This is a genomic window from Streptomyces malaysiensis subsp. samsunensis (genome assembly GCF_024519315.1).
GTDB lineage: Bacteria > Actinomycetota > Actinomycetes > Streptomycetales > Streptomycetaceae > Streptomyces > Streptomyces malaysiensis.
Map to the genome: position 1 here is coordinate 117,218 of NZ_JANIIC010000014.1, position 25,411 is coordinate 142,628.

Annotated in this window: 21 protein-coding genes and 5 tRNA genes; 10 read left to right on the plus strand and 16 right to left on the minus strand. The window is 69.9% G+C overall.

Annotation, left to right across the window (positions count from 1 at the left end; translation table 11 throughout):
• Window positions 1–24: 24 nt before the first annotated feature.
• Together leuD and leuC are read right to left on the minus strand one after the other, a co-directional pair.
• Complete coding sequence (gene leuD / locus NQU54_RS14745) at window positions 25–618, minus strand: 3-isopropylmalate dehydratase small subunit (RefSeq protein ID WP_257631452.1); 594 nt, start codon at window positions 616–618, stop codon at window positions 25–27.
• A gap of 6 nt (window positions 619–624) precedes the next feature.
• Window positions 625–2,055 carry a 3-isopropylmalate dehydratase large subunit gene (gene leuC, locus NQU54_RS14750; RefSeq protein WP_257631453.1) on the minus strand — a complete coding sequence of 477 codons (1,431 nt, stop codon included), beginning with the start codon at window positions 2,053–2,055 and terminating at the stop codon, window positions 625–627.
• A gap of 141 nt (window positions 2,056–2,196) precedes the next feature.
• On the opposite strand from leuC, the gene ndgR reads away from it, so the two are divergent.
• Window positions 2,197–2,913, plus strand: coding sequence for an IclR family transcriptional regulator NdgR (gene ndgR / locus NQU54_RS14755; RefSeq protein ID WP_030834082.1), 717 nt, complete (start codon window positions 2,197–2,199; stop codon window positions 2,911–2,913).
• A gap of 17 nt (window positions 2,914–2,930) precedes the next feature.
• On the opposite strand, the gene NQU54_RS14760 is transcribed toward ndgR, so the two are convergent.
• Complete coding sequence (locus tag NQU54_RS14760; RefSeq protein WP_257631490.1) at window positions 2,931–3,422, minus strand: DUF4188 domain-containing protein; 492 nt, start codon at window positions 3,420–3,422, stop codon at window positions 2,931–2,933.
• Between the two features lie 96 nt (window positions 3,423–3,518).
• On the opposite strand from NQU54_RS14760, the gene NQU54_RS14765 reads away from it, so the two are divergent.
• On the plus strand, window positions 3,519–4,157 hold the full coding sequence (locus NQU54_RS14765; protein ID WP_257631454.1) for a MerR family transcriptional regulator: 639 nt from the start codon (window positions 3,519–3,521) through the stop codon (window positions 4,155–4,157).
• 53 nt (window positions 4,158–4,210) lie between these two features.
• On the opposite strand, the gene NQU54_RS14770 is transcribed toward NQU54_RS14765, so the two are convergent.
• The 8 genes from NQU54_RS14770 to NQU54_RS14805 form a co-directional block, all read right to left on the minus strand.
• Window positions 4,211–4,286: transfer RNA gene (locus NQU54_RS14770), tRNA-Glu, on the minus strand.
• Between the two features lie 22 nt (window positions 4,287–4,308).
• Window positions 4,309–4,380, minus strand: a tRNA-Gln gene (locus NQU54_RS14775).
• Between the two features lie 13 nt (window positions 4,381–4,393).
• Window positions 4,394–4,466 (minus strand) — tRNA-Glu (locus NQU54_RS14780).
• A gap of 32 nt (window positions 4,467–4,498) precedes the next feature.
• Window positions 4,499–4,571: transfer RNA gene (locus NQU54_RS14785), tRNA-Glu, on the minus strand.
• A gap of 50 nt (window positions 4,572–4,621) precedes the next feature.
• Window positions 4,622–4,693 (minus strand) — tRNA-Gln (locus tag NQU54_RS14790).
• A gap of 167 nt (window positions 4,694–4,860) precedes the next feature.
• Window positions 4,861–6,348 carry a glutamate--tRNA ligase gene (gene gltX / locus NQU54_RS14795; protein ID WP_257631455.1) on the minus strand — a complete coding sequence of 496 codons (1,488 nt, stop codon included), beginning with the start codon at window positions 6,346–6,348 and terminating at the stop codon, window positions 4,861–4,863.
• On the minus strand, window positions 6,341–7,132 hold the full coding sequence (locus NQU54_RS14800) for a fumarylacetoacetate hydrolase family protein (protein WP_257631456.1): 792 nt from the start codon (window positions 7,130–7,132) through the stop codon (window positions 6,341–6,343). The genes gltX and NQU54_RS14800 overlap by 8 nt, the downstream gene beginning before the upstream one ends.
• Window positions 7,133–7,251: 119 nt before the next feature.
• Complete coding sequence (locus NQU54_RS14805) at window positions 7,252–7,467, minus strand: hypothetical protein (RefSeq protein WP_102937196.1); 216 nt, start codon at window positions 7,465–7,467, stop codon at window positions 7,252–7,254.
• A gap of 592 nt (window positions 7,468–8,059) precedes the next feature.
• On the opposite strand from NQU54_RS14805, the gene NQU54_RS14810 reads away from it, so the two are divergent.
• The 8 genes from NQU54_RS14810 to NQU54_RS14845 all read left to right on the plus strand — a co-directional run bounded on the left by NQU54_RS14810 (window position 8,060) and on the right by NQU54_RS14845 (window position 18,642).
• Window positions 8,060–12,034 (plus strand): sensor histidine kinase, encoded by a 3,975-nt coding sequence (locus NQU54_RS14810; RefSeq protein WP_257631457.1) that lies wholly within the window; start codon window positions 8,060–8,062, stop codon window positions 12,032–12,034.
• A gap of 9 nt (window positions 12,035–12,043) precedes the next feature.
• A complete protein-coding gene (locus NQU54_RS14815; protein WP_020868201.1) occupies window positions 12,044–12,457 on the plus strand; it encodes a roadblock/LC7 domain-containing protein in 414 nt (137 codons plus the stop codon).
• A 106-nt stretch (window positions 12,458–12,563) separates the two neighbouring features.
• The gene (locus NQU54_RS14820; RefSeq protein WP_014055140.1) at window positions 12,564–12,974 is read left to right on the plus strand and encodes a DUF742 domain-containing protein; all 411 of its coding nucleotides are present in this window, start codon (window positions 12,564–12,566) and stop codon (window positions 12,972–12,974) included.
• Complete coding sequence (locus NQU54_RS14825; protein WP_257631458.1) at window positions 12,955–13,539, plus strand: GTP-binding protein; 585 nt, start codon at window positions 12,955–12,957, stop codon at window positions 13,537–13,539. The genes NQU54_RS14820 and NQU54_RS14825 overlap by 20 nt, the downstream gene beginning before the upstream one ends.
• A 336-nt stretch (window positions 13,540–13,875) precedes the next feature.
• Window positions 13,876–16,914 (plus strand): sensor histidine kinase, encoded by a 3,039-nt coding sequence (locus tag NQU54_RS14830; RefSeq protein ID WP_257631459.1) that lies wholly within the window; start codon window positions 13,876–13,878, stop codon window positions 16,912–16,914.
• 10 nt (window positions 16,915–16,924) lie between these two features.
• Window positions 16,925–17,338, plus strand: a complete 414-nt coding sequence (locus NQU54_RS14835) for a roadblock/LC7 domain-containing protein (RefSeq protein WP_020868201.1) — start codon at window positions 16,925–16,927, stop codon at window positions 17,336–17,338.
• 82 nt (window positions 17,339–17,420) lie between these two features.
• Window positions 17,421–18,083, plus strand: a complete 663-nt coding sequence (locus NQU54_RS14840) for a DUF742 domain-containing protein (RefSeq protein WP_079153119.1) — start codon at window positions 17,421–17,423, stop codon at window positions 18,081–18,083.
• Entirely contained in the window at window positions 18,064–18,642 is a 579-nt protein-coding gene (locus NQU54_RS14845) for a GTP-binding protein (protein WP_075200410.1), read from the plus strand. The genes NQU54_RS14840 and NQU54_RS14845 overlap by 20 nt, the downstream gene beginning before the upstream one ends.
• Window positions 18,643–18,820: 178 nt before the next feature.
• On the opposite strand, the gene NQU54_RS14850 is transcribed toward NQU54_RS14845, so the two are convergent.
• From NQU54_RS14850 to NQU54_RS14870, 5 genes are all read right to left on the minus strand, one after another.
• Entirely contained in the window at window positions 18,821–19,060 is a 240-nt protein-coding gene (locus tag NQU54_RS14850) for an acyl-CoA carboxylase subunit epsilon (RefSeq protein WP_079153120.1), read from the minus strand.
• 57 nt (window positions 19,061–19,117) lie between these two features.
• Complete coding sequence (locus NQU54_RS14855; RefSeq protein WP_069866523.1) at window positions 19,118–20,701, minus strand: acyl-CoA carboxylase subunit beta; 1,584 nt, start codon at window positions 20,699–20,701, stop codon at window positions 19,118–19,120.
• Between the two features lie 378 nt (window positions 20,702–21,079).
• The gene (cimA, locus tag NQU54_RS14860; protein ID WP_257631460.1) at window positions 21,080–22,678 is read right to left on the minus strand and encodes a citramalate synthase; all 1,599 of its coding nucleotides are present in this window, start codon (window positions 22,676–22,678) and stop codon (window positions 21,080–21,082) included.
• Between the two features lie 324 nt (window positions 22,679–23,002).
• Window positions 23,003–24,088: a branched-chain amino acid aminotransferase gene (locus tag NQU54_RS14865; protein WP_257631461.1), complete on the minus strand. Its 1,086-nt coding sequence runs from the start codon at window positions 24,086–24,088 to the stop codon at window positions 23,003–23,005.
• A 202-nt stretch (window positions 24,089–24,290) separates the two neighbouring features.
• The gene (locus tag NQU54_RS14870; protein ID WP_257631462.1) at window positions 24,291–25,334 is read right to left on the minus strand and encodes a 3-isopropylmalate dehydrogenase; all 1,044 of its coding nucleotides are present in this window, start codon (window positions 25,332–25,334) and stop codon (window positions 24,291–24,293) included.
• Window positions 25,335–25,411 lie beyond the last annotated feature (77 nt).

Here is a 25,411-nt window from a genome sequence, read left to right on the forward strand (position 1 = left end):
TCTGTACAGGGAGAACCGGGGGGGTCAGACCTCCACTGTGCGGGGCTTGAAGGAGGGGCGACGCGCCTCGTACGCGGCGATCGCGTCCTCCTCCCTGAGGGTGAGACTGATGTCGTCCAGCCCCTCCAGGAGTCGCCACCGAGCATTCTCGTCAAGCTCAAAATCAGCCGTGATGCCCTCGGCTCGGACCTGGCGGTCGACGAGGTCGACGGTGACCTCCGCGGTGGGGTCCGCCTCGACCAGCTTCCACAGCCGGTCCACGGTCTCCTGCGGCAGGACGACGGTCAGCAGCCCGTTCTTGAGGGAATTGCCGCGGAAGATGTCGGCGAAGCGGGACGAGATGACGGCCTTGAAGCCGTAGTTCTGGAGCGCCCAGACCGCGTGCTCGCGCGAGGAGCCGGTGCCGAAGTCGGGACCGGCCACCAGAACCGTTCCGCCCTTGTGCTCGGCCTTGTTGAGCACGAACTCCGGGTCCTTGCGCCACGCCTCGAAGAGCCCGTCCTCGAAGCCGTCGCGGGTGACCTTCTTCAGCCAGTGCGCCGGGATGATCTGGTCCGTGTCCACATTGCCGCGGCGCAGCGGAACGGCCCGGCCGGTGTGCTTGGTGAATGCTTCCATGACTTCTCAGGCCCCCACGGGAGTCGATACGGCGGCGTCGGACAGATCGGCGGGCGAGGCCAGATGGCCGAGCACCGCGGTGGCGGCGGCGACCTGCGGCGAGACCAGATGGGTCCGGCCGCCCTTGCCCTGCCGTCCCTCGAAGTTGCGGTTGGACGTGGACGCCGACCGCTCACCGGGAGCCAGCTGGTCGGGGTTCATGCCCAGGCACATCGAACAGCCCGCGTGCCGCCACTCGGCGCCGGCGGCGGTGAACACCTTGTCCAGCCCCTCCTCGACGGCCTGGAGGGCGACCCGCACCGAGCCGGGGACCACCAACATCCGTACGCCGTCGGCCACCGAGCGGCCGGACAGCACCGAGGCGGCCGAGCGCAGGTCCTCGATGCGGCCGTTGGTGCAGGAACCGACGAAGACGGTGTCCACCGCGATGTCGCGCAGCGGCTGACCGGCCGTCAGGCCCATGTACTCCAGGGCCTTCTCGGCGGCGAGCTGCTCGCTGGCGTCCTCGAAGGAGGCGGGGTCCGGGACCGACTCCGACAGCGGCAGGCCCTGGCCGGGGTTGGTGCCCCAGGTGACGAACGGGGCGAGCTCCGCGGCGTCGATGACGACCTCACGGTCGAAGACCGCGTCGTCATCGCTGCGCAGGGTGCGCCAGTACGCGACGGCGGCGTCCCAGTCGGCGCCCTGGGGGGCGTGCGGGCGGCCCTCCAGATAGGCGAAGGTCGTCTCGTCCGGGGCGATCATGCCCGCGCGGGCGCCCGCCTCGATGGACATGTTGCACACGGTCATCCGGGCCTCCATCGAGAGCTTCTCGATGGCGGAGCCGCGGTACTCGATCACATAGCCCTGGCCGCCGCCGGTGCCGATCTTCGCGATGATCGCCAGGATCAGGTCCTTGGCGGTGACGCCGTCGGGCAGCTCGCCCTCGACCGTGATCGCCATGGTCCGGAACGGCGCGAGCGGCAGCGTCTGGGTCGCCAGCACATGCTCGACCTGGCTGGTGCCGATACCGAACGCGAGCGCGCCGAAGGCGCCGTGGGTCGAGGTGTGGCTGTCACCACAGACCACGGTCGTACCGGGCTGGGTCAGTCCCAGCTGCGGTCCCACCACATGGACGACGCCCTGCTCGACATCGCCGAGCGGGTGCAGACGGACACCGAACTCCGCGCAGTTCTTGCGCAGCGTCTCCAACTGGACGCGGGAGACGGGGTCCGCGATCGGCTTGTCGATGTCGAGGGTGGGGGTGTTGTGGTCCTCGGTCGCGAGGGTGAGATCGGTACGACGGACCGTGCGGCCGGCCTTGCGCAGGCCGTCGAACGCCTGCGGGCTGGTCACCTCGTGCAGCAGGTGCAGATCGATGAAGAGCAGGTCAGGCTCGCCTTCGGCGTGCCGGACGACATGGTCGTCCCAGACCTTTTCCGCGAGTGTCCGTCCCATCGCTTTACCTCCGGCCGGCGCCAGTGCCGGCCCAACTCGTGTCGAGTGCGGACCCTGGTCATCGGGCCCGCCATTACAGAGTGGCGGGTCTCCCCGGAAATTGAACTTGCGTTTCACAGTGTGAGACGTGAGTATCGTCCCATGGACAACACTAGCGGTGTCGGCGTTCTCGACAAGGCTGCTCTGGTGCTGAGCGCCCTGGAGTCCGGTCCGGCCACCCTCGCCGGGCTGGTCGGGGCGACCGGCCTCGCCCGCCCCACGGCACACCGGCTCGCGGTGGCACTCGAGCACCACCGGATGGTGGCACGCGATATGCAGGGGCGCTTCATCCTGGGCCCCCGCCTGGCGGAGCTGGCGGCGGCCGCGGGCGAGGACCGGCTGCTGGCCACGGCCGGTCCCGTGCTCACCCATCTCCGGGATGTGACCGGCGAGAGCGCGCAGCTCTACCGCCGTCAGGGAGACATGCGCATCTGTGTCGCCGCTGCCGAGCGGCTGTCCGGACTGCGGGACACCGTGCCGGTCGGCTCCACCCTCCCCATGAAGGCCGGCTCGGCCGCCCAGGTGCTGATGGCCTGGGAGGAGCCCGAGCGGCTGCACCGCGGCCTCCAGGGGGCCCGCTTCACCGCCACGGCCCTGTCCGGCGTACGGCGGCGGGGCTGGGCCCAGTCGATCGGCGAGCGGGAGCCCGGCGTGGCGTCCGTCTCCGCGCCCGTGCGCGGCCCCTCCAACCGCGTGGTCGCCGCCGTCTCGGTCTCCGGACCGATCGAGCGGCTGACCCGCCACCCGGGCCGTATGCACGCCCAGGCCGTCATCGACGCGGCGGCCCGCCTGACGGACGCCCTGCGGCGGGGGAATTAAGCAGGCCCGGGGCCCCGTCACGCCCCCTTCAGCGACAGCCGGTCGGCCGCCCGGTCCCCGCGGCGGCCGACCGGGATGACCCCGGTGGCCTTGCCCAGACCGAACGCCGGCATATTGATGTAGACCGCCTCATGCACCCCGGCCGGTACGACATAGGTCTCGTGCCAGAAGCCGACCTTGCCCCGGCCCTCCCGCATCCGGCGGTTGAAGGCCGTCCAGGCGGGGCGGTGCTCCTTGTCCTGGGCCACCGCGTACCGCATCAGCTTCTCGTGCGAGCCCCAGTACTGGACCACATAGAAGACCCGGGGCGGGCCGAACAGCAGCTGATAGCCCAGCATCCCGCTCTCCCCGTCCCGCGACAGCTCCCGCAGCATCCGCGGCATCGCCCTGAAGACCGGCAGCCAGCTGCGCAGCGCACGGAAGCGGTTGATGCGCATGCCGATCAGGAAGACGGTGACCTCCCCGTCGGCCTCGGCGGTCATACGGCCGGCGAACGGCTCGGCACCCATGGTGATCCCCTCGTTCCGCACGTCTGGGATAGAGTTGGATAGCGGCGCTATCCGACACTTAGATAGTGCCACTCTCCAACGGAAGGTGCAACAGGGATGCGACTGGCGGAGCTCAGCGAGCGCAGCGGAGTGCCCACCGCGACGATCAAGTACTACCTGCGCGAGCGGCTGCTGCCGCCGGGAGAGCGGATCACCGCCACCAAGGCCGAGTACGGGGAGGAGCATCTGCGCAGACTGCGGCTGGTGCGATCGCTGATCCAGGTCGGCCGGATGCCGGTGGCCACGGCGCGCGAGGTGCTGGCGGCAGCCGACGATGAGTCGCTCGGCCAGAACGCCCGGATGGGAGCCGCGGTCTGGGCGCTGCCGCACGGCCCCGAACCCGAGGAGGACGATCCGCATGCGGCGCGGGCGCGCGAGCAGGTGGACACCGTGCTCCGCCGGATGGACTGGTCCCACGGCCAGGAACTGGGCGACAACGCCCCCGCCTACCGGACGCTGGTGGCGGCCATCGCCTCCCTGGACCGCCTCGGATACCCCCATGAGACCGAGCATCTGCTGGTGCACGCCCGGCTGGCGGGCGAACTGGCCGTCGCCGACCTGGATCTGGTGGAGACCTACGGCACCCCGGAACAGATCGAGGCCGTCGTGGCGCTGACGGTCCTCTATGAACCGGTGCTGCTCAGCCTGCGGCGGCTCGCGCAAACCGAGGAATCCAGCCGTCGCTTCAAGAAGTGACCGGGGCCCGGGGCACGAAAAAGCCCTCCGCGCTGTCGCGGAGGGCTTTTCGCTGGTACCCCCGACCGGATTCGAACCGGCGCTACCGCCTTGAGAGGGCGGCGTGCTAGGCCGCTACACAACGGGGGCCTGAATCAGCACAAGTGCTGCGCTGGGCTACCAGGACTCGAACCTAGACTAAATGAACCAGAATCACTCGTGCTGCCAATTACACCATAGCCCATGGTATAGACCAGTACCCCCGACCGGATTCGAACCGGCGCTACCGCCTTGAGAGGGCGGCGTGCTAGGCCGCTACACAACGGGGGCCCTAGCGATCTCCGTCTTTACGAAGAGATCCGTACCCCCGACCGGATTCGAACCGGCGCTACTGCCTTGAGAGGGCAGCGTGCTAGGCCGCTACACAACGGGGGCCTGGTCCTGCTTTGATCAAGAGATCCAACGGTCATATGAGAGATCTCTTGCTGGGGTACCAGGACTCGAACCTAGACTAAGTGAACCAGAATCACTCGTGCTGCCAATTACACCATACCCCACCAAAACGCCACCCCCGTAAGGGGTTTTGTTTGGTTTGCGCCTCCGGCTCAGCCTCTCGGCCGCCCGTCCGGCGCAGGAAGAACATTACCCGATGGTGGACGGGCCACCAAAACGAGTATCACCGCGAGTGGCGCCGCCTCGCGGGTGCGGACGGCGCCCCGCGTGCCTATCCCGCCAGCCTCGCCAGCGCCGCGTCGACACGGGCCAGTGTGCGCTCGCGGCCCAGGACCTCCAGGGACTCGAACAGCGGCAGCCCGACCGTGCGGCCGGTGACCGCGACGCGCAGCGGCGCCTGGGCCTTGCCCAGCTTGAGGCCGTGCTCCTCGCCGGCCGCGAGGACCGCGGCCTTCAGGGTCTCGGCGTCCCAGTCCGCCTCGGCGAGCCGGGTACGGACCGAGGCCAGGAGCGCGTCGGCGCCCGGCTTCATCGCCTTGGTCCAGGACGCCTCGTCCGCCACCGGCTCGTCGAGGAAGAGGAAGTCGACGTTGGCGGTGATGTCGGACAGGACCGTCAGCCGGGTCTGGGCCAGCGGCGCCAGCGCCTCGAAGGCGGCCGCGTCGAAGGCGTCCGGGGCCCATGGCGCGTGCGGGGCCCTCAGCCAGGGGTCGCACGCCTCGATGAACGCCTTCACATCCAGCAGCCGGATGTGGTCCGCGTTGATCGCCTCGGCCTTCTTGAGGTCGAAGCGCGCCGGGTTGGCGTTCACCGCCGAGATCTCGAACGCCTCGACCATCTCCTCCATCGAGAAGACGTCCCGGTCCGAGGAGAGCGACCAGCCCAGCAGCGAGAGGTAGTTGAGCAGCCCCTCGGGGAGGAAGCCGCGCTCCCGGTAGAGGTTCAGCGAGGACTGCGGATCGCGCTTGGAGAGCTTCTTGTTGCCCTCGCCCATGACGTACGGGAGGTGACCGAAGGCGGGCACCGCGCCGGAGCCCACGCCGATGTCGGCGAGCGCCCCGTAGAGCGCGATCTGGCGCGGGGTGGAGGAGAGCAGGTCCTCGCCGCGCAGTACGTGCGTGATCTCCATCAGCGCGTCGTCCACGGGGTTGACGAGCGTGTAGAGGGGGGCGCCGTTGGCCCGCACGATGCCGTAGTCCGAGACGTTCTCGGCGGCGAAGGTCAGCTCGCCGCGCACCAGATCGGTGAAGACGATCGGCTCGTCCGGCATCCGGAAGCGCACGATCGAGGCGCGCCCCTCGGCCTCGTACGCCGCGATCCGCTCGGCGGTCAGGGTGCGGCAGGTGCCGTCGTAGCCGGAGGGGCGGCCGGCCTTGCGGGCCGCCTCCCGGCGCTCCTCCAGCTCCTCGGCGGTGCAGTAGCAGCGGTAGGCGCGGCCCGCCTCCAGCAGCTTGTCCGCGACCTCGCGGTAGATGTCCATCCGCTGCGACTGGCGGTAGGGCGCGTGCGGGCCGCCGACCTCGGGGCCCTCGTCCCAGTCGAAGCCCAGCCAACGCATCGCGTCCAGCAGCTGCGTATAGGACTCCTCGGAGTCGCGCGCGGCGTCGGTGTCCTCGATGCGGAACACCATGGTGCCGCCCTGGTGGCGGGCGAAGGCCCAGTTGAACAGGGCCGTGCGGACCAGGCCGACATGGGGGTTGCCGGTCGGCGAGGGACAGAAACGAACCCGCACGGGGGCGGAGGAGGGTGCGCTAGCCACGCTTGATCACCTTGTTGGTGAGAGTGCCGATGCCTTCGATGGTGACGGCGACCTCGTCGCCGACGGAGAGCGGGCCGACGCCCGCCGGAGTGCCGGTGAGCACGACGTCGCCGGGGAGCAGCGTCATCGCCTCGGTGATGTGCACGATCAGGTCCTCGATCGGGCGCACCATCTCGCTCGTACGGCCGAGCTGACGCTGCTCACCGTTGACGGTGCACATGATGCCGAGATCACCGGCGCGCGTCAGGTCGATATCGGTCTCCACCCAGGGGCCCAGCGGACAGGAGGTGTCGAAGCCCTTGGCCCGTGCCCACTGCTTCTCGCGCCGCTGGGCGTCGCGGGCCGTGATGTCGTTGCCGCAGGTGTAGCCGAGGATGACGTCCTTGACGCGCTCGCGCGGCACCTCGCGGCACATCCGTCCGATGACCACGGCCAGCTCGGCCTCGTGGTGCACCTCGGAGGAGAAGGAGGGGTACGCGACGGGGTCGCCGGGGCCGACCACGGAGGTGGACGGCTTGAAGAAGACGACCGGGACGTCGGGGACCTCGTTGCCCAGCTCCGCCGCGTGCTCGGCGTAGTTGCGCCCGATTCCGACGACCTTGTTCGGCAGGACGGGCGGCAGGAGCCGGACCTTGCTCAGGGGGACCTTCTGGCCCGAGCGCTCGAATTCGGCGAAGGGATGGCCCTTGATGATGTCGATGACGGGGCCGTCCTGATCGGACGGCTCGCCCTCCACCACGCCGAAGGCGACGTTGCCGTCGATGGAGAATCTGGCGATGCGCACGGGAAGCCTTGGCTCCTGACTGAACTCGCTGGAGACTGACGCTCCAGGCTATCGCTCCGCGTCCCGCGCGCCGTCGTCCCGCCCGCTGCCGGTGGTGGCGTCCACCGTGGCCCCGGGGGTCAGCGGCCCGGGGTCTCGGTCAGCACGGTGCGCTTGGGGTTCGCGGTCCGGTTGGGCAGATCGACGCGGTGCTCCGGCTGCTCCTCGGGCGCGGCCGACGGCTCGTCGGCGTCCTTGACGTCCTGGGCGTCCTTGAGCTCTTGGACGTCCTTGAGATGGGCGAGGGTGGTGCGCCGCGGGTTGGCTATGGAGCGGAACATCATCGTCGTCTTCACGTGGTCTACGCCTCGTTCTTGTCGTTCGTACCGGCTCTGTAAAGCGTCAGGCTAGAGGCGGCCTTGCCCATGGATTCGCAGGAAAAGTCGCCACCAGCATGTGATATTGCTCACGAATGATCAGGCAAAAGGAACATAGAAGACAGTTGCCCAATCACCCTTAACGGACATCGCATACCCGAACCTGACGTTCCGCTCTTGATCATCGCTAGCCGGACACTGGATTCCGGCCCGCGATTCGCACCAGAAAGTCCGTTATCGCCGACATTGCTTTCTACGTCCCGTAATAAAGTCCGCACTGAGCGTCACGCGCATCACAGCCTTATCCATTGCCCTTGTTGCAGCATCCGGCACTGTGCTGGAATTCCCGGGACCGCCGCGGGAATCAACCGGCGCGCACGGGGGCGCAGCACTAGGGGCGCCGAGCGGCGGGGTGCTCCCCTTGTCGACACGAAAGGAAGCGCGCCGGTCACTCACGACCGCCAGGGGGGATCGCGGTCCCCCACGACTCGACACCGCTCCGCCGTCCGCCGGTGGAGCGCCTGGTCCAGAGGTTGCGACGCTAGTGCAGGGACGTTTCAAGAGGGATGGTATGGGGGCTCCGCAGGCCCGCCAGGGCCGAGGGGATGCTGCGGCGGACCCGGAGCCGCGCGGCGGGACCGACCGCGGCTCCTCGCCCCAGCGCGCCCAGGGCAGCAACGGCAGGACGCCGGCCGATCAGACCCCCGAGGCCGGTGCGCAGAGTGCTACCCGGATCAGTGTGCCCAGCGGCGGCAACGCCGGCGCCTCCGGCGGCGGAGACGCCCCGGAGCAGCCGGCCAAGCCGAAGACCCCCGCCGGCCCCACCGGTCCCGGCAGCCGCATGGCCCTGCGCAACTGGCGCATCAGCACCCGACTGGTCTCCCTGCTCGCGCTCCCGGTGGTCGCCGCGACCACCCTGGGGGCGCTGCGCATCGAGGGCTCGCTCGACAACATCAAGCAGCTGGACCAGATGAAGCTGCTCACCGAGATGACGCAGCAGGCCACCCAACTGGCCAGCGCCCTCCAGGAGGAGCGCGACAAGTCGGCGGGCCCGCTGGCCGGCAAGGGCAACGACAAGGACGACCGGGTCGTCTCCACGCGCGAGGACACCAACCGCGCGATCTCGGCCTTCCGCGAGGCCACCCATCAGATCGACCCCGGTGACCAGTCGCTGGCGGGCGTGCAGTCCACGCTCGTCAACATCGACCGCCAGCTCGGCAAGATCAACGAAGTCCGTGACACGGCCTACGACAACAGCCAGTACTACTCGTTGACGGTCCAGAACTACAACGAGCTGATCAACTCGCTGCTGTCGCTCTCCCAGGACATGGCGCAGGCCACCAGCAACCGCGCGATGATCAACAACACCCGCGCGCTCGCCACCTTCTCCTCCGCCAAGGAGTACGCCTCCATCCAGCGCGCGCTCATCAGCGCCGCGCTCGCCGACCCCAGGGGCGCCGACTTCTCCGCCAACGACCGCCGCTTCGCCAGGACCGCGGTGGACAAGGAGAACGAGGCGCTCGGCCGCTTCAAGCAGATCCGCCAGGGCAACTCCGAGGATCTGCTGGAACCGCTGGACAGCCGCCCCGACATCAAGGCGGCGACCATGTACGCCGACCGCGCGGTGCGCGACCCGGAGGGGCTCAAGGCGGAGAAGCGCACCGATCTGGACTGGTACGACCAGGACAGTATCAAGATCGAAGAGATGGGCAAGATCGAGCAGACGCTGCTCAGCGAGATGCAGCAGAAGGCTCGTGAGCTCCGCGACTCCGCCCAGCAGGACGCGATCATCAACGGTGCGCTGATCCTGTTGGTCCTCGGCGTCTCCCTGGTCGGCGCCTTCGTCGTCGCCCGCTCCATGGTCCGCTCGCTGCGCCGCCTCCAGGACACCGCGCAGGAGGTCTCCCAGAAGCGGCTGCCCGAACTGGTCAAGCACCTCTCCGAGTCCGACCCGCAGGACGTGGACACCTCCGTCGAGTCCGTCGGTGTGCACAGCCGGGACGAGATCGGAAAGGTGGCCACGGCCTTCGACGACGTGCACCGCGAGGCGGTCCGGCTCGCCGCCGAACAGGCGCTGCTGCGGGGCAACGTCAACGCGATGTTCACCAACCTCTCGCGCCGCAGCCAGGGCCTCATCCAGCGCCAGCTCTCGCTCATCTCCGAGCTGGAGAGCCGCGAGGCCGACCCGGACCAGCTCTCCTCGCTCTTCAAGCTGGACCACCTCGCCACCCGTATGCGCCGTAACGGCGAGAACCTCCTGGTCCTCGCGGGCGAGGAGCCCGGCCGCCGGTGGACCCGGCCGGTGCCGCTGGTGGACGTGCTCCGTGCCGCGGCCTCCGAGGTGGAGCAGTACGAGCGCATCGAGCTCAGCTCGGTCCCGGCGACCGAGGTCGCCGGCCGGGTCGTCAACGACCTGGTGCACCTGCTCGCCGAGTTGCTGGAGAACGCGACCTCCTTCTCCTCGCCGCAGACCAAGGTCAAGGTCACCGGTCACGCACTGCCCGACGGGCGGGTGCTGGTCGAGATCCACGACACCGGTATCGGGCTCTCGCCCGAGGACCTGGCGGCGATCAACGAGCGGCTGGCCTCCCCGCCCACGGTCGATGTGTCGGTGTCCCGGCGCATGGGTCTGTTCGTGGTCGGCCGGCTGTCGCTGCGCCACGGCATCCGCATCCAGCTCCGGCCGTCCGACTCGGGCGGTACGACGGCGCTGGTCATGCTGCCCGTCGATGTCGCCCAGGGCGGCCGGAAGCCGGCGCCGCAGGCCGCCGGTGGCAAGGCGGGCCAGGGCGGACCGGGCGCCGGTGGCAACGGCGGCGGTCAGGGCGGCGGAGCCGGGCTGCTCGGCTCGGCGCCCTCGCGGCGCCAGGTCCCGGGCTCCGGTTCGCGCGCCGCGCTGCCGGGCAACGGCGGCAGCGGACTGCCGACCCGGCCGGTCGGCGCCGGCGCCGGTCCCTCGGGCGGCGCCCCGGCCGGCGGCACCAACTTCTTCGAGGGCGGACGGCCTCCGGGCCCCCGGGGCAACGCCCCCTCGGGCCCCGGCGGTCAGGGCGGCGGCGCCGCCTCCGGCCGTCCCCCGCTCCCGACGCGCGGCGAGAGCCCGACCGTCGCCCCGCCGACCGGCGCCCCGGCCCGCGCCGACGGGGGCGACCAGGGCGGCCGCCCGCAGCTGCCCACGCGCGGCCCCGCGCCCGAACTTCCGGCCCCCGCCCAGCCCGGCACCAGCTGGGGCGCCCGCGCCGCGTCCGGCGAGGACGACTGGCCGGGCACTCCGCGCGACGCGGGCGACACCCCGCGCGGGCACGAGGAGTACGAATCCACGGGCCAGTTCGCCCGTCCGGAGCTCGGCGGCCCCACGAACCGGCGCGATCCGTTCGGCAACCGCGGCCCCGGCGACACCGGTGAGCTGCCGCAGCTGGGCGACGGTCCCAGCATGTTCGAGCCGCGCCGCGCGCCCGGCGGACCGCAGGGCGGCCAGGGGCTGTCCGACACCGGCCAGTTCAGCCGCCCGGACTACGGCCGCGGGCCCGGCGACACCGGAGAGTTCGCCCGTCCGGATCTCGGCCAGGGCCCGGGTGACACCGGTGAGTACGCCCAGCCCCGGTTCGAGGACGCCGCCCCGCGCGGCGGCCGCGGCCCCGGTGACACGGGCGAGTTCCCCCGCCCCGACTACAACCGTGGGCCGGGCGACACCGGAGAGTTCCCCCGGCCCGACTACAACCGCGGCCCAGGTGACACCGGCGAATTCCCGCGCCCCGACTACAACCGCGGGCCCGGCGACACCGGAGAGTTCCCCCGGCCCGACTACAACCGGGACCCGGGCGACACCGGCGAATTCCCGCGCCCCGACTACAACCGGGGCCCCGGCGACACCGGCGAATTCCCGCGCCCGGACATGAGCGGCACCGGCGAGTACGCGCTGCCCCAGAGCCCCCGGAACGGGCCCGGCGGGCGCGCGAACGACCCGATACCGGCCGCCGGCCCCGGCGACGGCCGTACGCCGATCTTCGACAACATCGAGTCGACCTGGCATCACAACCAGGTCGTGGACCCGGGCGCAGCGGGTTCCCAGGGCGGGGGCCGGTCGTTCCCGTCCGCGCCCGAGCCCACCCCCGGCCGGCCCGCCTCGGCCGTACCGCCCCCCTCGCACCGCGAGCCGCAGCCGGCGCCCCAGGGCCCGGGGGACTTCGAGGGGTCGGGTGCGGGCGGTGCCGGTCGGGGCGGCCGGACGGGTTCCCACTGGCGTACGTCGCCCCACAACGACGAGCGCTGGCGGCGCGCCGAGCAGGTCCGCGAACCCGCGGCCGGCGGTATCACGTCATCCGGGTTGCCACGGCGGGTGCCCCGCGCAAACCTCGTGGAGGGCGCCGCGCACCAGCCGCAGCAACCCGACCGGACTGGGCCGCAGGTGTCTCGCGCGCCCGATGATGTACGCGGCAGGCTGACCAACCTCCGCCGTGGGATCCAGCAGGGTCGCCGGGCCGGAACCGGACTCGGCGACAACCATGATCGCGGCATTGGCCCGACTTACCAGCAGGAGCGTTAGTTGAGCCCGATGAGCCAGGCGGCGCAGAATCTGAACTGGTTGATCACGAACTTCGTGGACAACACCCCCGGGGTGTCCCACACGGTGGTGGTCTCCGCCGACGGACTCCTTCTGGCGATGTCCGAAGGCTTCCCCCGTGACCGAGCCGATCAACTGGCGGCGGTGGCCTCCGGCCTGACCTCGCTCACCTCCGGAGCCTCCCGCATCTTCGAAGGCGGCGTGGTCAACCAGACCGTCGTCGAAATGGAACGAGGCTTCCTCTTCATCATGTCCATCTCCGACGGATCCTCCCTCGCCGTACTCGCCCACCCCGAGTGCGACATCGGCCTCGTCGGCTACGAGATGGCCCTGCTGGTCGATCGCGCGGGCAACGTCCTCACCCCCGACCTGCGTGCGGAACTACAGGGCAGCCTGCTGAACTGATCCATCGACCATCCGACGCCCGTCCACCCGGCCCCACGGCCGGGTGGACCCCTACCGGCACCGACCGACGGCACGACCGTCACCTTGTTGTCCGACCGGAGGATCCATGACCCCGCCCCCCGCCTCGCCCGGCCCGTACGGCGGCCATCACCAATCGCCGTACGGGGGTGAAGGCGACCAGCCATTGGTGCGCCCGTATGCCATGACCGGTGGCCGGACCCGGCCGCGCTACCAGCTCGCCATCGAGGCGCTGGTCAGCACCACGGCCGACCCCGTGCACCTCCAGGGGCTGCTCCCCGAGCACCAGCGGATCTGCCACCTGTGCCAGGAGGTCAAGTCGGTCGCCGAGGTCTCGGCGCTGCTGAACATCCCCCTGGGTGTGGCACGGATCCTGGTGGCGGACCTGGCGGAGGCCGGCATGGTGGCGATCCACCAGCCCGGGGGCGGTTCGGAAGCGGGCGGTACCCCGGATGTGACACTGCTCGAAAGGGTGCTCAGTGGACTTCGCAAGCTCTAGCGGCGCTCCTCCCGCACGCGCGACCACCTCGGCGAAGATCGTGGTGGCGGGTGGCTTCGGCGTGGGCAAGACCACGTTCGTCGGCGCGGTCTCGGAGATCAACCCGCTGCGCACCGAAGCCGTGATGACCTCGGCCTCGGCGGGGATCGACGATCTGAGCCACGTCCAGGACAAGACCACGACGACCGTGGCGATGGACTTCGGCCGCATCACGCTCGACGACGATCTGATCCTGTACCTGTTCGGTACGCCGGGCCAGGACCGCTTCTGGTTCATGTGGGACGACCTGGTGCGCGGTGCGATCGGCGCCGTGGTGCTGGTGGACACCCGCCGGCTCGCCGACTGCTTCCCCGCCGTTGACTACTTCGAGAACTCCGGGCTGCCCTTCGTCATCGCCCTCAACGGCTTCGAGGGACACCAGCCCTACGCCCCCGAAGAAGTCCGCGAGGCACTCCAGATCGGCCCGGACACCCCCATCATCACCACCGACGCGCGCCACCGCGGCGAGGCCAAGAGCGCGCTCATCACGTTGGTCGAGCACGCTCTGATGGCCCGGCTCAAGTAGCGGTCGCCGTCCGGAGGTTGTCGGAAACCCGACGGAGAGCGGGCTGTGTCGAACGACACGGCCCGCTCGTCATTCATAACGTTTCGACAGAGATATGACTCGGCCCCCGATACAGAGCGCGATCGCTTCACTCCGCTGCGCACTCAAATAGTTCGGTATTCGACATATCTCATCCGTAACGCCCCTTTTATCTCTGGTCCAGACAACGCACTGAGCGTTTTGCGCACTGTTTGGAAAGCACCGGCGTTGCGTGCTGGAATTCGCTGAACTGGGCAGTCAGGAGCTCAGCTGGGAACGGCACGAATCAGGTGCCGACGCCGAGAGGTTGTTGGTCGAGTGAGGCGAAGCAAGCCGGACCCCGCGCAAGAGACGCGAGGGAACTTCACCCCGCCGCCGCGTTCAGGTGCCGCGGCGTCGTCCGCCGAGGCAGCGGAGCCACCCGTACCCAGTGGTGGCCGCATCTCCCCTCGGAACTGGCGGGTGCGCGGCCGGCTGTACGCGATCCTGCTCATCCCCGTGCTCGTCGCCCTGGTCTTCGGTGGCTTCCAGGTCGCCTCCTCCGTCTCGACCTGGAACGAGGCACGGGACGCCGAGCGCACCGCCCGGGTCGTCCGGGCCGCCACCACCTACGCCCACGCCCTGGTCAACGAGCGCGATCTGAGCGCCGGCCCACTGCTCAGCGGCACCAACGAGGACATGGTGACCAAGGCGCGGGCCACCAGCGACGCGGCGAAGAAGGACTTCGACAAGGCCGTCGCCGATATGCCGCAGACGCCGACCTTGAAACGCCGCCTCGAAGCGTTCCGAGCCGCCGAACCTCAGCTGGCCGCCCTGCGCCGCAACGCCTACACCGACCGCCTGAACGGTGTGAAGACCGAAGAGGGCTATGTCACCGTCGAGCACGGGCTGACCGAGTTCGCCAATGAGCTGGGCCTGGGCACCGGCAATATCACGTCTTACGGCCGTACCGTCTACGCGGTATCCCTGGCCAAGGGTGCGGAGTCGCTACAGCGCTCCATCGGCACTCATCTGCTGGTCAAGCCCGGTCCGTCGGCGACCGACCGCAAGATCCAGCTCACCGCCTTCACCTCGTACGTCTACCTCGAGGGCATCGCCGTCGGGGAGTTCGAGGCCGCCGGCACACCGCAGGACGTGACCCGGCTCGAGGACACCCTCACCGCGTCCGGGAAGGATGCGCAGAAGCAAATAGCCGAGGCGAAGCGGAAAGCCGAGGCGGGCGGCAAGAAGTTCGTGCCGCCGCCCGGCATGGACCAGATGATCAAGGCCATGGGCAGCGGTGCGAGCCCCTCCGCGCTGGCCGCCCGGGGGGTCACCCCGGATGCCTGGTTCAGCGCCTCCACGGTCAAGTTCAACGCCTACCGGGACGTCGAGCAGACCCTGGTGAACCGGGCCGTGAACGAGGCGGCGCAGATCTCCTCGGACGCCCGGCGCGATGCGATCGTGAACGGCGCGATCGTGGTGCTGGCACTCCTCGCCGCCTTCTTCGTGGCCGGCCGGATGGCCCGCTCGATGAGCCATTCGATGCGGCAACTGCGCAACGCCGCCTTCGAGGTCGCCGACAAGCGGCTGCCGGCGGTGGTCGACCAGCTCTCCCGCACCGACCCCGGACGGGTGGACACCCGGGTCAGCTCGATACCGATCAACACCCGGGACGAGATCGGCGAGGTGGCCCGCGCCTTCGACCAGGTGCACCGCGAGGCGATCCGGCTCGCGGCCGAGCAGGCGATGCTCCGCGGCGGCGTCAACGCGATCTTCACCAACCTTTCCAGTCGCAACCAGGGTCTGATCGAGCGGCAGCTGACCCTGATCTCGGAACTGGAGAACCGGGAAGCCGATCCGGACCAGCTGGAGCACCTCTTCCGGCTGGACCACCTGGCCACCCGTATGCGGCGCAACGGCGAGAACCTCCTGATTCTCGCGGGCGAGGAGCCCGGCCGGCGCTGGAACCAGCCGGTGCCGCTGATCGATGTGCTGCGCGCCGCCTCCTCCGAGGTGGAGTCCTACGAGCGCATCGAGCTGGCGGGCATCTCCGAGAGCGAGATCCACGGCACCGCGGTCACCGACCTGGTGCACCTCCTGGCCGAGCTGCTGGAGAACGCCACCACCTTCTCCTCCCCGCACACCAAGGTGCGGGTCACCTCGACCCGGCTGCCCGACGGCCGGGTGGTGGTGGAGATCCACGACAAGGGCATCGGCCTGACCGCCGAGGACTTCGCCGACATCAACCACAAGCTGGCCAATCCGCCGACGGTGGACGCCTCGGTCTCCCAGCGCATGGGGCTCTTCGTGGTCGGCCGCCTCGCCGACCGGCACGGCATCCGGGTCCAGCTGCGCCCCTCCGGGGAGCAGGCGGGCACCACATCGCTGGTGATGCTGCCCGAGGCGATCACCCACGGCGGTGGCGGCGAGGAACTGCCCCAGGACGACTTCACGGTCTCCCGCCTGGTCCCCGAGCCGCGGCCCGCCCCGCCTTTCGGGGACGTGACCGAGCTGTCCTCGCGCACCGCCGCCGAGCTGGGCTTCGACGACTCCGCCTACGAACGGGACCAGGGGCAGAACCAGTTCCTGGGCCAGTACAGCGGAATGGGGTCCACCGCGCCCGAACAGGAGCCGCGGCATGACCAGGCAGCCGCCGATCCGCTGGCACAGTCCTCGTACCAGAATTCCGCCTTTTCACAACCGGAAGCGGATTACACAGCTCAAACGGAATCCGAACAGCAGCCGTACATCGGCTACAACTCACCCGCCCAGCAGGGAGAGTGGGGCGATTCCGGATCTTTCGAGATGCCCTACGCGTCGCAGTTCGGGACCGAAGCGGAATCAGGACCCGGCGCTCCCGAAGTTTCTCGGGACCGCGTAGAGTTCCACCGTCCGGGCCCTTCCCCGAGCGGAATCCACTCGATGACCGACGCCGGACTTCCGCGTCGGGACAAGCAGTGGCGGCCGTCCGAGGAGACAGGGACTCAGGGGATGGTCGGGGACCCGGCGGCGCATATGGCGCCGGAGCGGCCCCGGCAGGTCCCCCAGCAGCAGGAGGACGGTGCCCCGTGGCAGTCGGAGAACGACCAGCGCTGGCACCGTGCCGAGCAGCTGCGCGAGCCGAAGGCCGGCGGGATCACATCGTCCGGCCTGCCCCGGCGGGTGCCCAAGGCCAATCTGGTCGAGGGCTCCGCGGAGTCGGCCGGACAGGGCGGCCCCCACGTCTCCCGTGCCCCGGAGGACATCCGCGGCAGGTTGAGCAACCTGCGCCGCGGCGTCCAGCGGGGGCGCAGCATGGGATCCGGGACCCCCGGGCGTGACCAGCATGACCAACAGGGCTTCGGCCCCGGCAGCACCTACGATCAGGAGCGTTAGTGTGAGCCCGATGAGCCAGGCGGCGCAGAACCTGAACTGGTTGATCACGAACTTCGTGGACAACACCCCCGGGGTGTCCCACACGGTGGTGGTCTCCGCCGACGGACTCCTTCTGGCGATGTCCGAAGGCTTCCCCCGTGACCGAGCCGATCAACTGGCGGCGGTGGCCTCCGGCCTGACCTCGCTCACCTCCGGAGCCTCCCGCATCTTCGAAGGCGGCGTGGTCAACCAGACCGTCGTCGAAATGGAACGAGGCTTCCTCTTCATCATGTCCATCTCCGACGGATCCTCCCTCGCCGTACTCGCCCACCCCGAGTGCGACATCGGCCTCGTCGGCTACGAGATGGCCCTGCTGGTCGATCGCGCGGGCAACGTCCTCACCCCGGATCTCCGCGCGGAATTGCAGGGCAGTCTTCTCAACTAGCAAACATGGAGTGCGTTTCGCGCCACCGCGCCATAGGGTGCGGTGGCGCGACCGGCAAGACAGGCGAGTTGGAGGAGGACACGTGGCAACGCCCCCTAGCGGATATCCGTACGCCCACGGGCAGCCGTCCGAGCCGCGCGGAGAGGGTCCAGTGAAGCGCTTCAACTTCCCCTCCGCACCCAGCCGCCAGGCCCGCTCCCCACAGCAGCCGGAGCCACAGCGGGAGCAGCAGCCCCCGCGGCGGCAGCCGCAGCGGCCCCAGCAACAGCCGTACACGCCCTCCTACGCGCCTCAGGGGCCGTCGGAGGGGTCTTGGTACGACGCGCCTCCCGCGCCGCGTATCGAGCCCGTACAGCCGCCTGCGCGCCCCGCTCCGGAAACTTCCTCCCCCGCGGGCAGCACTCATAACCCTCTGGTGCGCCCGTACGCCATGACTGGGGGCCGAACCCGGCCCCGGTACCAGCTCGCCATCGAGGCGCTGGTGCACACCACGGCCGAACCCGCTCAGCTCCAGGGCCAGCTGCCCGAGCACCAGCGGATCTGCCAACTGTGCCGCGAGATCAAGTCGGTCGCCGAGATCTCCGCACTGCTCACCATTCCGCTCGGCGTAGCCCGCATCCTCGTAGCCGACCTGGCCGAGGCGGGGCTCGTCGCCATTCATCAGCCCGGCGGTGACGAATCCGCCGGCGGTCAGCCTGACGTGACACTGCTCGAAAGGGTGCTCAGTGGACTTCGCAAGCTCTAGCGGTGCAGCCCGCTCCACCACCTCCGCGAAAATCGTGGTGGCGGGCGGCTTCGGCGTGGGCAAGACCACGTTCGTCGGCGCGGTCTCGGAGATCAACCCGCTGCGCACCGAAGCCGTGATGACCTCCGCCTCGGCGGGGATCGACGATCTCACCCACGCACCGGACAAGACCACCACCACGGTGGCGATGGACTTCGGCCGCATCACGCTGGACCAGGACCTGATCCTGTACCTGTTCGGTACGCCGGGCCAGGACCGCTTCTGGTTCATGTGGGACGACCTGGTCCGTGGTGCCATCGGCGCGGTCGTCCTGGTGGACACCCGCCGGCTCGCCGACTGCTTCCCGGCGGTCGACTACTTCGAGAACTCCGGACTGCCCTTCGTCATCGCCCTCAACGGCTTCGACGGACACCAGCCCTACAACCCCGAAGAGGTCCGCGAGGCACTCCAGATCGGCCCCGACGCGCCGATCATCACCACCGACGCCCGCCACCGCAGCGAGGCCAAGAGCGCGCTGATCACGCTGGTCGAGCACGCGCTGATGGCCCGGCTGCGGTAGCCGAGGTCGGCGGCAGAAGCCAAAATCCCCTGCTCTCCCAGGAGAACAGGGGATTTGTGCGTTTCGGCGGGCGTCCGGCGCACTTCGGCGGGCGTCCGGCGCGCTCAAGCGCTCGGCGCGGGGCCGTGGCCACCGGGCGGTGTGCGGCCGTCCGGGGGCGGCGGGGCGCCGGGGGCGCTCAGCCCTGCCAGCTGTGCGGCGCGCTGAACGCCGGGCGGCGCTCCAGACGGCGCCAGCGGGCGGCGCTGCGGCTCGGGCGGGTGGAGCCGGCCGTCCGGTGGGTGCCGGCGGCCGCGCGGGCGAGCAGCACCGCGGTGACCGCGGCGAGCTCCTCGGCGTCGGCGTGGCCCTTCTCGACCCGGACCAGGGTGGCCGTCGCCGCGGCGGCGGGATCGGCGATATCGCTGGGTGTGCTCACGGTTGTCTCTTCTCCCTTGTCACGCGAGCGTCTCGCGCGAGGTCATGAACTCAGGGACTACTGCGGTGGGTTGCCGTGCTTACGGGACGGCAGGTCGGCGTGCTTGTCACGCAGCATCGCCAGGGACCGGATCAGGACCTCACGGGTTTCGGCCGGGTCGATCACATCGTCGACCAGCCCCCGCTCGGCCGCGTAGTACGGGTGCATCAGCTCGGACTTGTACTCCTTGACCATGCGGGCGCGCATGGCCTCGGGGTCGTCGGCCCCGGCGATCTGACGGCGGAAGATCACATTGGCGGCGCCCTCGGCACCCATCACCGCGATCTCGTTGGTGGGCCAGGCGTAGGTCAGGTCGGCGCCGATGGACTGGGAGTCCATCACGATGTACGCGCCGCCGTACGCCTTGCGCAGGATGACGGAGATCCGCGGCACGGTGGCGTTGCAGTACGCGTACAGCATCTTGGCGCCGTGCCGGATGATCCCGCCGTGCTCCTGGTCCACACCGGGCAGGAAGCCGGGCACGTCGAGGAAGGTGACCAGCGGGATGTTGAAGGCGTCGCACATCTGGATGAAGCGCGCGGACTTCTCCGACGCCTCGATGTCCAGCACCCCGGCCAGCGACTGCGGCTGGTTGGCGATGATGCCGACCACCTGGCCGTCGAGCCGGGTCAGCGCGCAGATGATGTTGGTCGCCCAGCGCTCGTGGACCTCGAGGTACTCGCCGTCGTCGACGATCTCCTCGATGACCTTGCGCATGTCGTACGGCCGGTTGCCGTCGGCCGGGACGAGGTCGAGCAGCGAGTCGCCGCGCCGGGAGGCCGGGTCGTCGGACTCGACGGTCGGCGGGTTCTCGCGGTTGTTCTGCGGCAGCAGCGACAGGAGGTAGCGGACCTCCTCCAGGCAGCTCTCCTCGTCGTCGTAGGCGAAGTGGCACACGCCCGAGGTCTCGGCGTGCACATCCGCGCCGCCCAGTCCGTTCTGGCTGACCTTCTCGCCCGTCACCGCCTGGACCACATCGGGTCCGGTGATGAACATCTGAGAGGTCTCCCGGACCATGAAGACGAAGTCCGTCAGCGCCGGGGAGTACGCCGCGCCGCCCGCGCACGGGCCGAGCATCACGCTGATCTGGGGGATGACACCGGACGCCTTGGTGTTCCGCTGGAAGATGCCGCCGTATCCGGCGAGCGCCGAGACGCCCTCCTGGATACGGGCACCGGCGCCGTCGTTGAGGGACACCAGCGGCGCCCCGGCCGAGATGGCCATGTCCATGATCTTGTGGATCTTGGTCGCGTGGGCCTCCCCCAGCGCCCCGCCGAAGATCCTGAAATCGTGTGCGTAGACGAACACCGTCCGTCCGTGGACGGTCCCCCAGCCGGTGACGACACCGTCGGTGTAAGGCTTCTTGGCCTCGAGCCCGAACCCGGTCGCACGATGCCGCCGCAGCGGCTCCACCTCGTTGAAGGACCCCTCGTCAAGCAGCAGATCGATCCGCTCGCGAGCCGTCAGCTTCCCCTTGGCCTTCTGAGCCTCGGTCGCCCGCTCGCTCGGGCCACGCCGAGCCTGCTCGCGAATCGCGTGCAGCTCGGCGACGCGCCCGCGAACGTCACTCGCCTCAGCAGGCGCACCTTCGAGATTGGTCATGCAATGACGGTACGTTCCCAGGCCCCCGGAAACGCATGTCAATTCCCTACAACGTCAAGGGCGTTTTGGTGGGCAGGCGGAACAGAACTGGACAGCGGCTTTCCCACTACCTGGTGTCCCAAAGGACTATCGGCCCTGTCGGCACCCCACAAACCTCCAGGCCGCGACCGGGTGAGGGGCAGGCGCGACCACCCGGATGGGCGGCAGCCGCCGGAGCGGCCGTGCGGCCGGATCGGGCAACGGAGCACGTCGGCCGACGCTCCGCTCCCCGCACCTTACTCCGGCCGCCGCCGATACCGCACCAACCGCATCCTCAGGAGCGTCGGGGCCATCGGGGCTGTCGGCGCCATCAGCGCTATCAGCCCTGTGGGGCCGAGGTCACTCCTGGGGATCCACCCCGGCCCGCAGCAGCCCGTAGGCGTAGGCGTCGTCCAGGGCCTGCCAGGACGCGGCGATCACGTTCCCCCCGACGCCGACCGTCGACCACTCCCCCTGGCCGTCCGCGGTGGAGACCAGCACCCGGGTCGTGGACTCGGTGCCGTGTTTGCCTTCCAGGATGCGGACCTTGTAGTCCACCAGCTCCATCGTCGCCAGCTGCGGGTAGATCCGCTCCAGCCCCACCCGCAGCGCCCGGTCCAGGGCGTTGACCGGGCCGTTGCCCTCGGCGGTGGCGACGATCCGCTCGCCCTTGGCCCACAGCTTCACGGTGGCCTCGTTGGCATGGGTGCCGTCCGGGCGGTCCTCGACGATCGCCCGCCAGGACTCGACCCGGAAGTAGCGGCGGGGGCGGCCTTCGACCTCCTGGCGCAGCAGCAGCTCGAAGGAGGCGTCGGCGGCCTCGTAGGTGTAGCCCGCGAGCTCCCGCTCCTTGACCCGTTCGACGATCCGGCCCACCAGTGCCCGGTCGCCGCCGAGGTCGAAGCCCAGCTCCTTGCCCTTGAGCTCGATCGACGCCCGGCCGGCCATGTCGGAGACCAGCATCCGCATGGTGTTGCCGACCCGCTCGGGGTCGATGTGCTGGTACAGATCCGGGTCGACCTTGATCGCGGAGGCGTGCAGCCCGGCCTTGTGGGCGAAGGCGGAAACACCCACATAGGGCTGGTGAGTGGACGGCGTCAGATTGACGACCTCGGCGATCGCGTGCGAGATCCGGGTCATCTCCTCCAGGGCGCCCTCCGGCAGCACCCGGCGGCCGTACTTCAGCTCCAGGGCCGCGACGACCGGGAAGAGGTTGGCATTGCCCACCCGCTCGCCATAGCCGTTGGCCGTGCACTGGACGTGGGTGGCGCCCGCGTCCACGGCGGCGAGGGTGTTGGCGACCGCGCAGCCGGTGTCGTCCTGGGCGTGGATGCCCAGCCGGGCGCCGGTGTCGGCCAGCACGGTGCGGACCACCGCGTCGATCTGGCCGGGGAGCATGCCGCCGTTGGTGTCGCAGAGGATCACCACCTCGGCGCCCGCCTCATGGGCGGTGGCGACGACCTGCTTGGCGTAGGCGGGGTTGGCCCGGTAACCGTCGAAGAAGTGCTCGCAGTCGAGGAAGACCCGGCGGCCCTGGGACCGCAGATGGGCGACGGTCTCGCGGACCATCGCGAGGTTCTCCTCGAGCGTGGTGCGCAGGGCCAGGTCCACATGGCGGTCGTGGGACTTCGCCACCAGGGTGATCACCGGCGCCCCGGAGTCCAGCAACGCCTTGACCTGGGGGTCGTCCTCGGCGCGCACCCCCGCCTTACGGGTTGCGCCGAACGCCACCAACTGGGCGTTCCGGAAGTCGATCTCGGCGCGGGCCCGGGCGAAGAACTCCGTGTCGCGCGGGTTGGCGCCGGGCCAGCCGCCCTCGATGAAGCCCACGCCGAAGTCGTCCAGGTGACGGGCGATGGTCAGCTTGTCCGCGACCGTCAGGTTGATGCCCTCGCGCTGCGCTCCGTCGCGGAGCGTGGTGTCGAAGACGTGGAAACCGTCGTCGGGCAGATCCTTCATGGTTGGTCTGGCTCCTGTCGGATGGATCTCGGTCTACCGGAATGTCCGGTTCCGCGCCCCTCCTATGATCCCTCACGCTTCGCGTCCGGTGGGATGGTCCGGAAAACGAAAAGACCCCTCGCGGGTGCGAGAGGTCTGCGCGCGGGTCTGGGGCACGGTGGCCGTCCCGTACCGGGTCGTACGGGCGGTCACTGCGGACCGGCGCGCCTGCTGCCAATAATCATGGCGAACGAGAGCACGGAGGCAGTGTGGCACATTCCGCCCCCGCGCTCCCATCCGTCTCAGGATGCGAACCGCCGGTGTCAATGAGGTGACGCCCGCGGATCAGCCCAGGGGGTGCATCCAGCCGTGCGGGTCCGGGGCGACACCGGTCTGGATGTCCAGCAGCGCCTTGCGCAGCCGCATCGTCACCTCGCCCGACTTCCCGTCGGCCACCGTCCAGTTCGCACGGGCGGACTTGACCGAGCCGACCGGGGTGATCACGGCCGCCGTACCGCAGGCGAAGACCTCGGTGAGGGTGCCGTCGGCGTTGCCCTCGCGCCAGTCGTCGACGGAGATCCGGCCCTCACCGACCTCGTAGCCGAGGTCGGCGGCGATCCGCAGCAGCGAGGCGCGGGTGATCCCGGGCAGCAGCGAACCGGACAGCTCGGGGGTCACGATGCGGTTCCCGTACACGAAGTACAGGTTCATCCCGCCCATCTCCTCGATCCAGCGGCGCTCGATCGCGTCCAGCCAGACCACCTGGTCACAGCCCTGCTCGGCGGCCTGGGCCTGGGCCACCAGGGAGGCCGCGTAGTTCCCGCCGGTCTTGGCCGCGCCGGTGCCGCCGGGGGCCGCGCGGACGTACTCCTCCGAGAGCCACACCGAGACCGGCTGCACACCGCCGGGGAAGTAGGCCCCGGCCGGGGAGGCGATCACCACGAAGAGGTATTCGTTCGAGGGCCGGACGCCCAGCCCGACCTCGGTGGCGAACATGAAGGGCCGCAGGTAGAGGGACTCCTCGCCATGGCCCGGGACCCATGCCTTGTCCTGGGTGACCAGCGCGTCACACGCCTCGATGAAGGTCTGGACGGGGAGCTCGGGCATGCCCATGCGGCGCGCGGACGACTGGAACCGCTCGGCGTTCTGCTCGGGGCGGAACGTGGCCACGGTGCCGTCGGGCCGGCGGTACGCCTTGAGCCCCTCGAAGATGGTCTGGGCGTAGTGCAGCGTCATGTTCGCCGGGTCGAGCGAGAGCGGGGCGTACGGCACGAGCTGGGCCTCGTGCCAGCCGCGGCCCTCCGTCCACTTGATGGTCACCATGTGATCGGTGAAGTGGCGGCCGAATCCGGGGTTGGCCAGAATCTTCTCCCGCTCAACGGCCGGGAGGGGGTGGGAGGAGGGCTTGAGCTCGATCGTGGGCGTCGTCATGGCAGGTAGTCCTTCACCTTCGGTTGTGGCGGACCGCGCTCACACCATCCTGCCCGTGGATCGGTACTAGGACGTCCAAGCTCTTCTTCACACAGCGGCCCCACCGGGGATTATCTCCTGGGTGGGGCCGGGGAAGGAACGTTGTGAAACGCGCGGCCCAGGTCGATGGTCGCACCCAGCCGCGCGCTGGCACAGGCTGGGGTCAGCCGGATACTCGGGCGGCGAGCGCGTCGCCGATCTCGTCGGTGGTGCGCGGCGTGTCGCCGGTCCGCTCCGCGAGATCCTGTGCGACGGAGGTCTCGATACGGGCCGCCTCGGCCTCGTATCCCAGGTGCTGGAGCAGCAGGGCCACCGACAGGACGGTCGCCGTCGGGTCGGCCTTGCCGGTGCCCGCGATGTCCGGCGCGGAGCCGTGGACCGGCTCGAACATCGACGGGAAGGCGCCGGAGGGGTTGATGTTGCCGCTCGCGGCGAGTCCGATGCCGCCGGTGACCGCGGCGGCGAGGTCGGTGAGGATGTCACCGAAGAGGTTGTCGGTGACGATCACGTCGAACCGCTCGGGCTGGGTGACGAAGAAGATCGTCGCGGCGTCGACATGCAGATAGTCCGTGGTGACCTCGGGGTACTCCTGGCCGACCCGGTCGAAGATGTTCTTCCACAGGTGGCCGGCGTGCACCAGGACGTTGTTCTTGTGCACGAGGGTCAGCTTCTTGCGCGGCCGGGAGTCGGCACGCTCGTAGGCGTCCCGGACCACGCGCTCGACACCGTAGGCGGTGTTGACGCTGACCTCGGTGGCGACCTCGGCCGGGGTGCCGGTCCGCAGGCTGCCGCCGTTGCCCGTGTACGGGCCCTCGGTGCCCTCGCGGACGACCACGAAGTCGATGTCGGGGCGGCCGGCCAGCGGGGTCGGGGTGTTCGGGAAGAGCTTCGACGGACGCAGGTTGACGTAGTGGTCGAAGGCGAAGCGCAGCTTGAGCAGCAGCCCGCGCTCGAGCACGCCCGAGGGCACCGACGGGTCGCCGATGGCGCCGAGCAGGATCGCGTCGTGGTTCTTCAGCGACTCCAGGTCCGCGTCCGGCAGGGTCTCGCCGGTGGCGTGCCAGCGCCGGGCGCCGAGGTCGTAACTCCGGGTCTCCAGCTTCACGTCCTGCGGAAGGGCGGCGGAGAGGACCTTCAGGCCCTGGGCCACGACTTCCTGGCCGATACCGTCACCGGGGATCACTGCGAGGCGAATGCTGCGAGACATACCCGGACCCTACCGCTCGTCCCATGGATTGACATAGCCGTCCGCCATTCGGACAGCCGCCCAGCGGCAATCATCCG

What these genes read in the sequence shown, in the direction of transcription:
- cimA (WP_257631460.1), bottom strand. Translation starts at nt 22,678, where the DNA reads ATGAAGGATCTGCCCGACGACGGTTTCCACGTCTTCGACACCACGCTC.
- NQU54_RS14835 (WP_020868201.1), top strand. Translation starts at nt 16,925, where the DNA reads ATGAGCCAGGCGGCGCAGAACCTGAACTGGTTGATCACGAACTTCGTG.
- NQU54_RS14765 (WP_257631454.1), top strand. Translation starts at nt 3,519, where the DNA reads ATGCGACTGGCGGAGCTCAGCGAGCGCAGCGGAGTGCCCACCGCGACG.
- ndgR (WP_030834082.1), top strand. Translation starts at nt 2,197, where the DNA reads ATGGACAACACTAGCGGTGTCGGCGTTCTCGACAAGGCTGCTCTGGTG.
- leuC (WP_257631453.1), bottom strand. Translation starts at nt 2,055, where the DNA reads ATGGGACGGACACTCGCGGAAAAGGTCTGGGACGACCATGTCGTCCGG.
- NQU54_RS14815 (WP_020868201.1), top strand. Translation starts at nt 12,044, where the DNA reads ATGAGCCAGGCGGCGCAGAATCTGAACTGGTTGATCACGAACTTCGTG.
- NQU54_RS14855 (WP_069866523.1), bottom strand. Translation starts at nt 20,701, where the DNA reads ATGACCAATCTCGAAGGTGCGCCTGCTGAGGCGAGTGACGTTCGCGGG.
- NQU54_RS14820 (WP_014055140.1), top strand. Translation starts at nt 12,564, where the DNA reads ATGACCCCGCCCCCCGCCTCGCCCGGCCCGTACGGCGGCCATCACCAA.
- NQU54_RS14870 (WP_257631462.1), bottom strand. Translation starts at nt 25,334, where the DNA reads ATGTCTCGCAGCATTCGCCTCGCAGTGATCCCCGGTGACGGTATCGGC.
- leuD (WP_257631452.1), bottom strand. Translation starts at nt 618, where the DNA reads ATGGAAGCATTCACCAAGCACACCGGCCGGGCCGTTCCGCTGCGCCGC.
- NQU54_RS14810 (WP_257631457.1), top strand. Translation starts at nt 8,060, where the DNA reads ATGGGGGCTCCGCAGGCCCGCCAGGGCCGAGGGGATGCTGCGGCGGAC.
- NQU54_RS14865 (WP_257631461.1), bottom strand. Translation starts at nt 24,088, where the DNA reads ATGACGACGCCCACGATCGAGCTCAAGCCCTCCTCCCACCCCCTCCCG.
- NQU54_RS14760 (WP_257631490.1), bottom strand. Translation starts at nt 3,422, where the DNA reads ATGGGTGCCGAGCCGTTCGCCGGCCGTATGACCGCCGAGGCCGACGGG.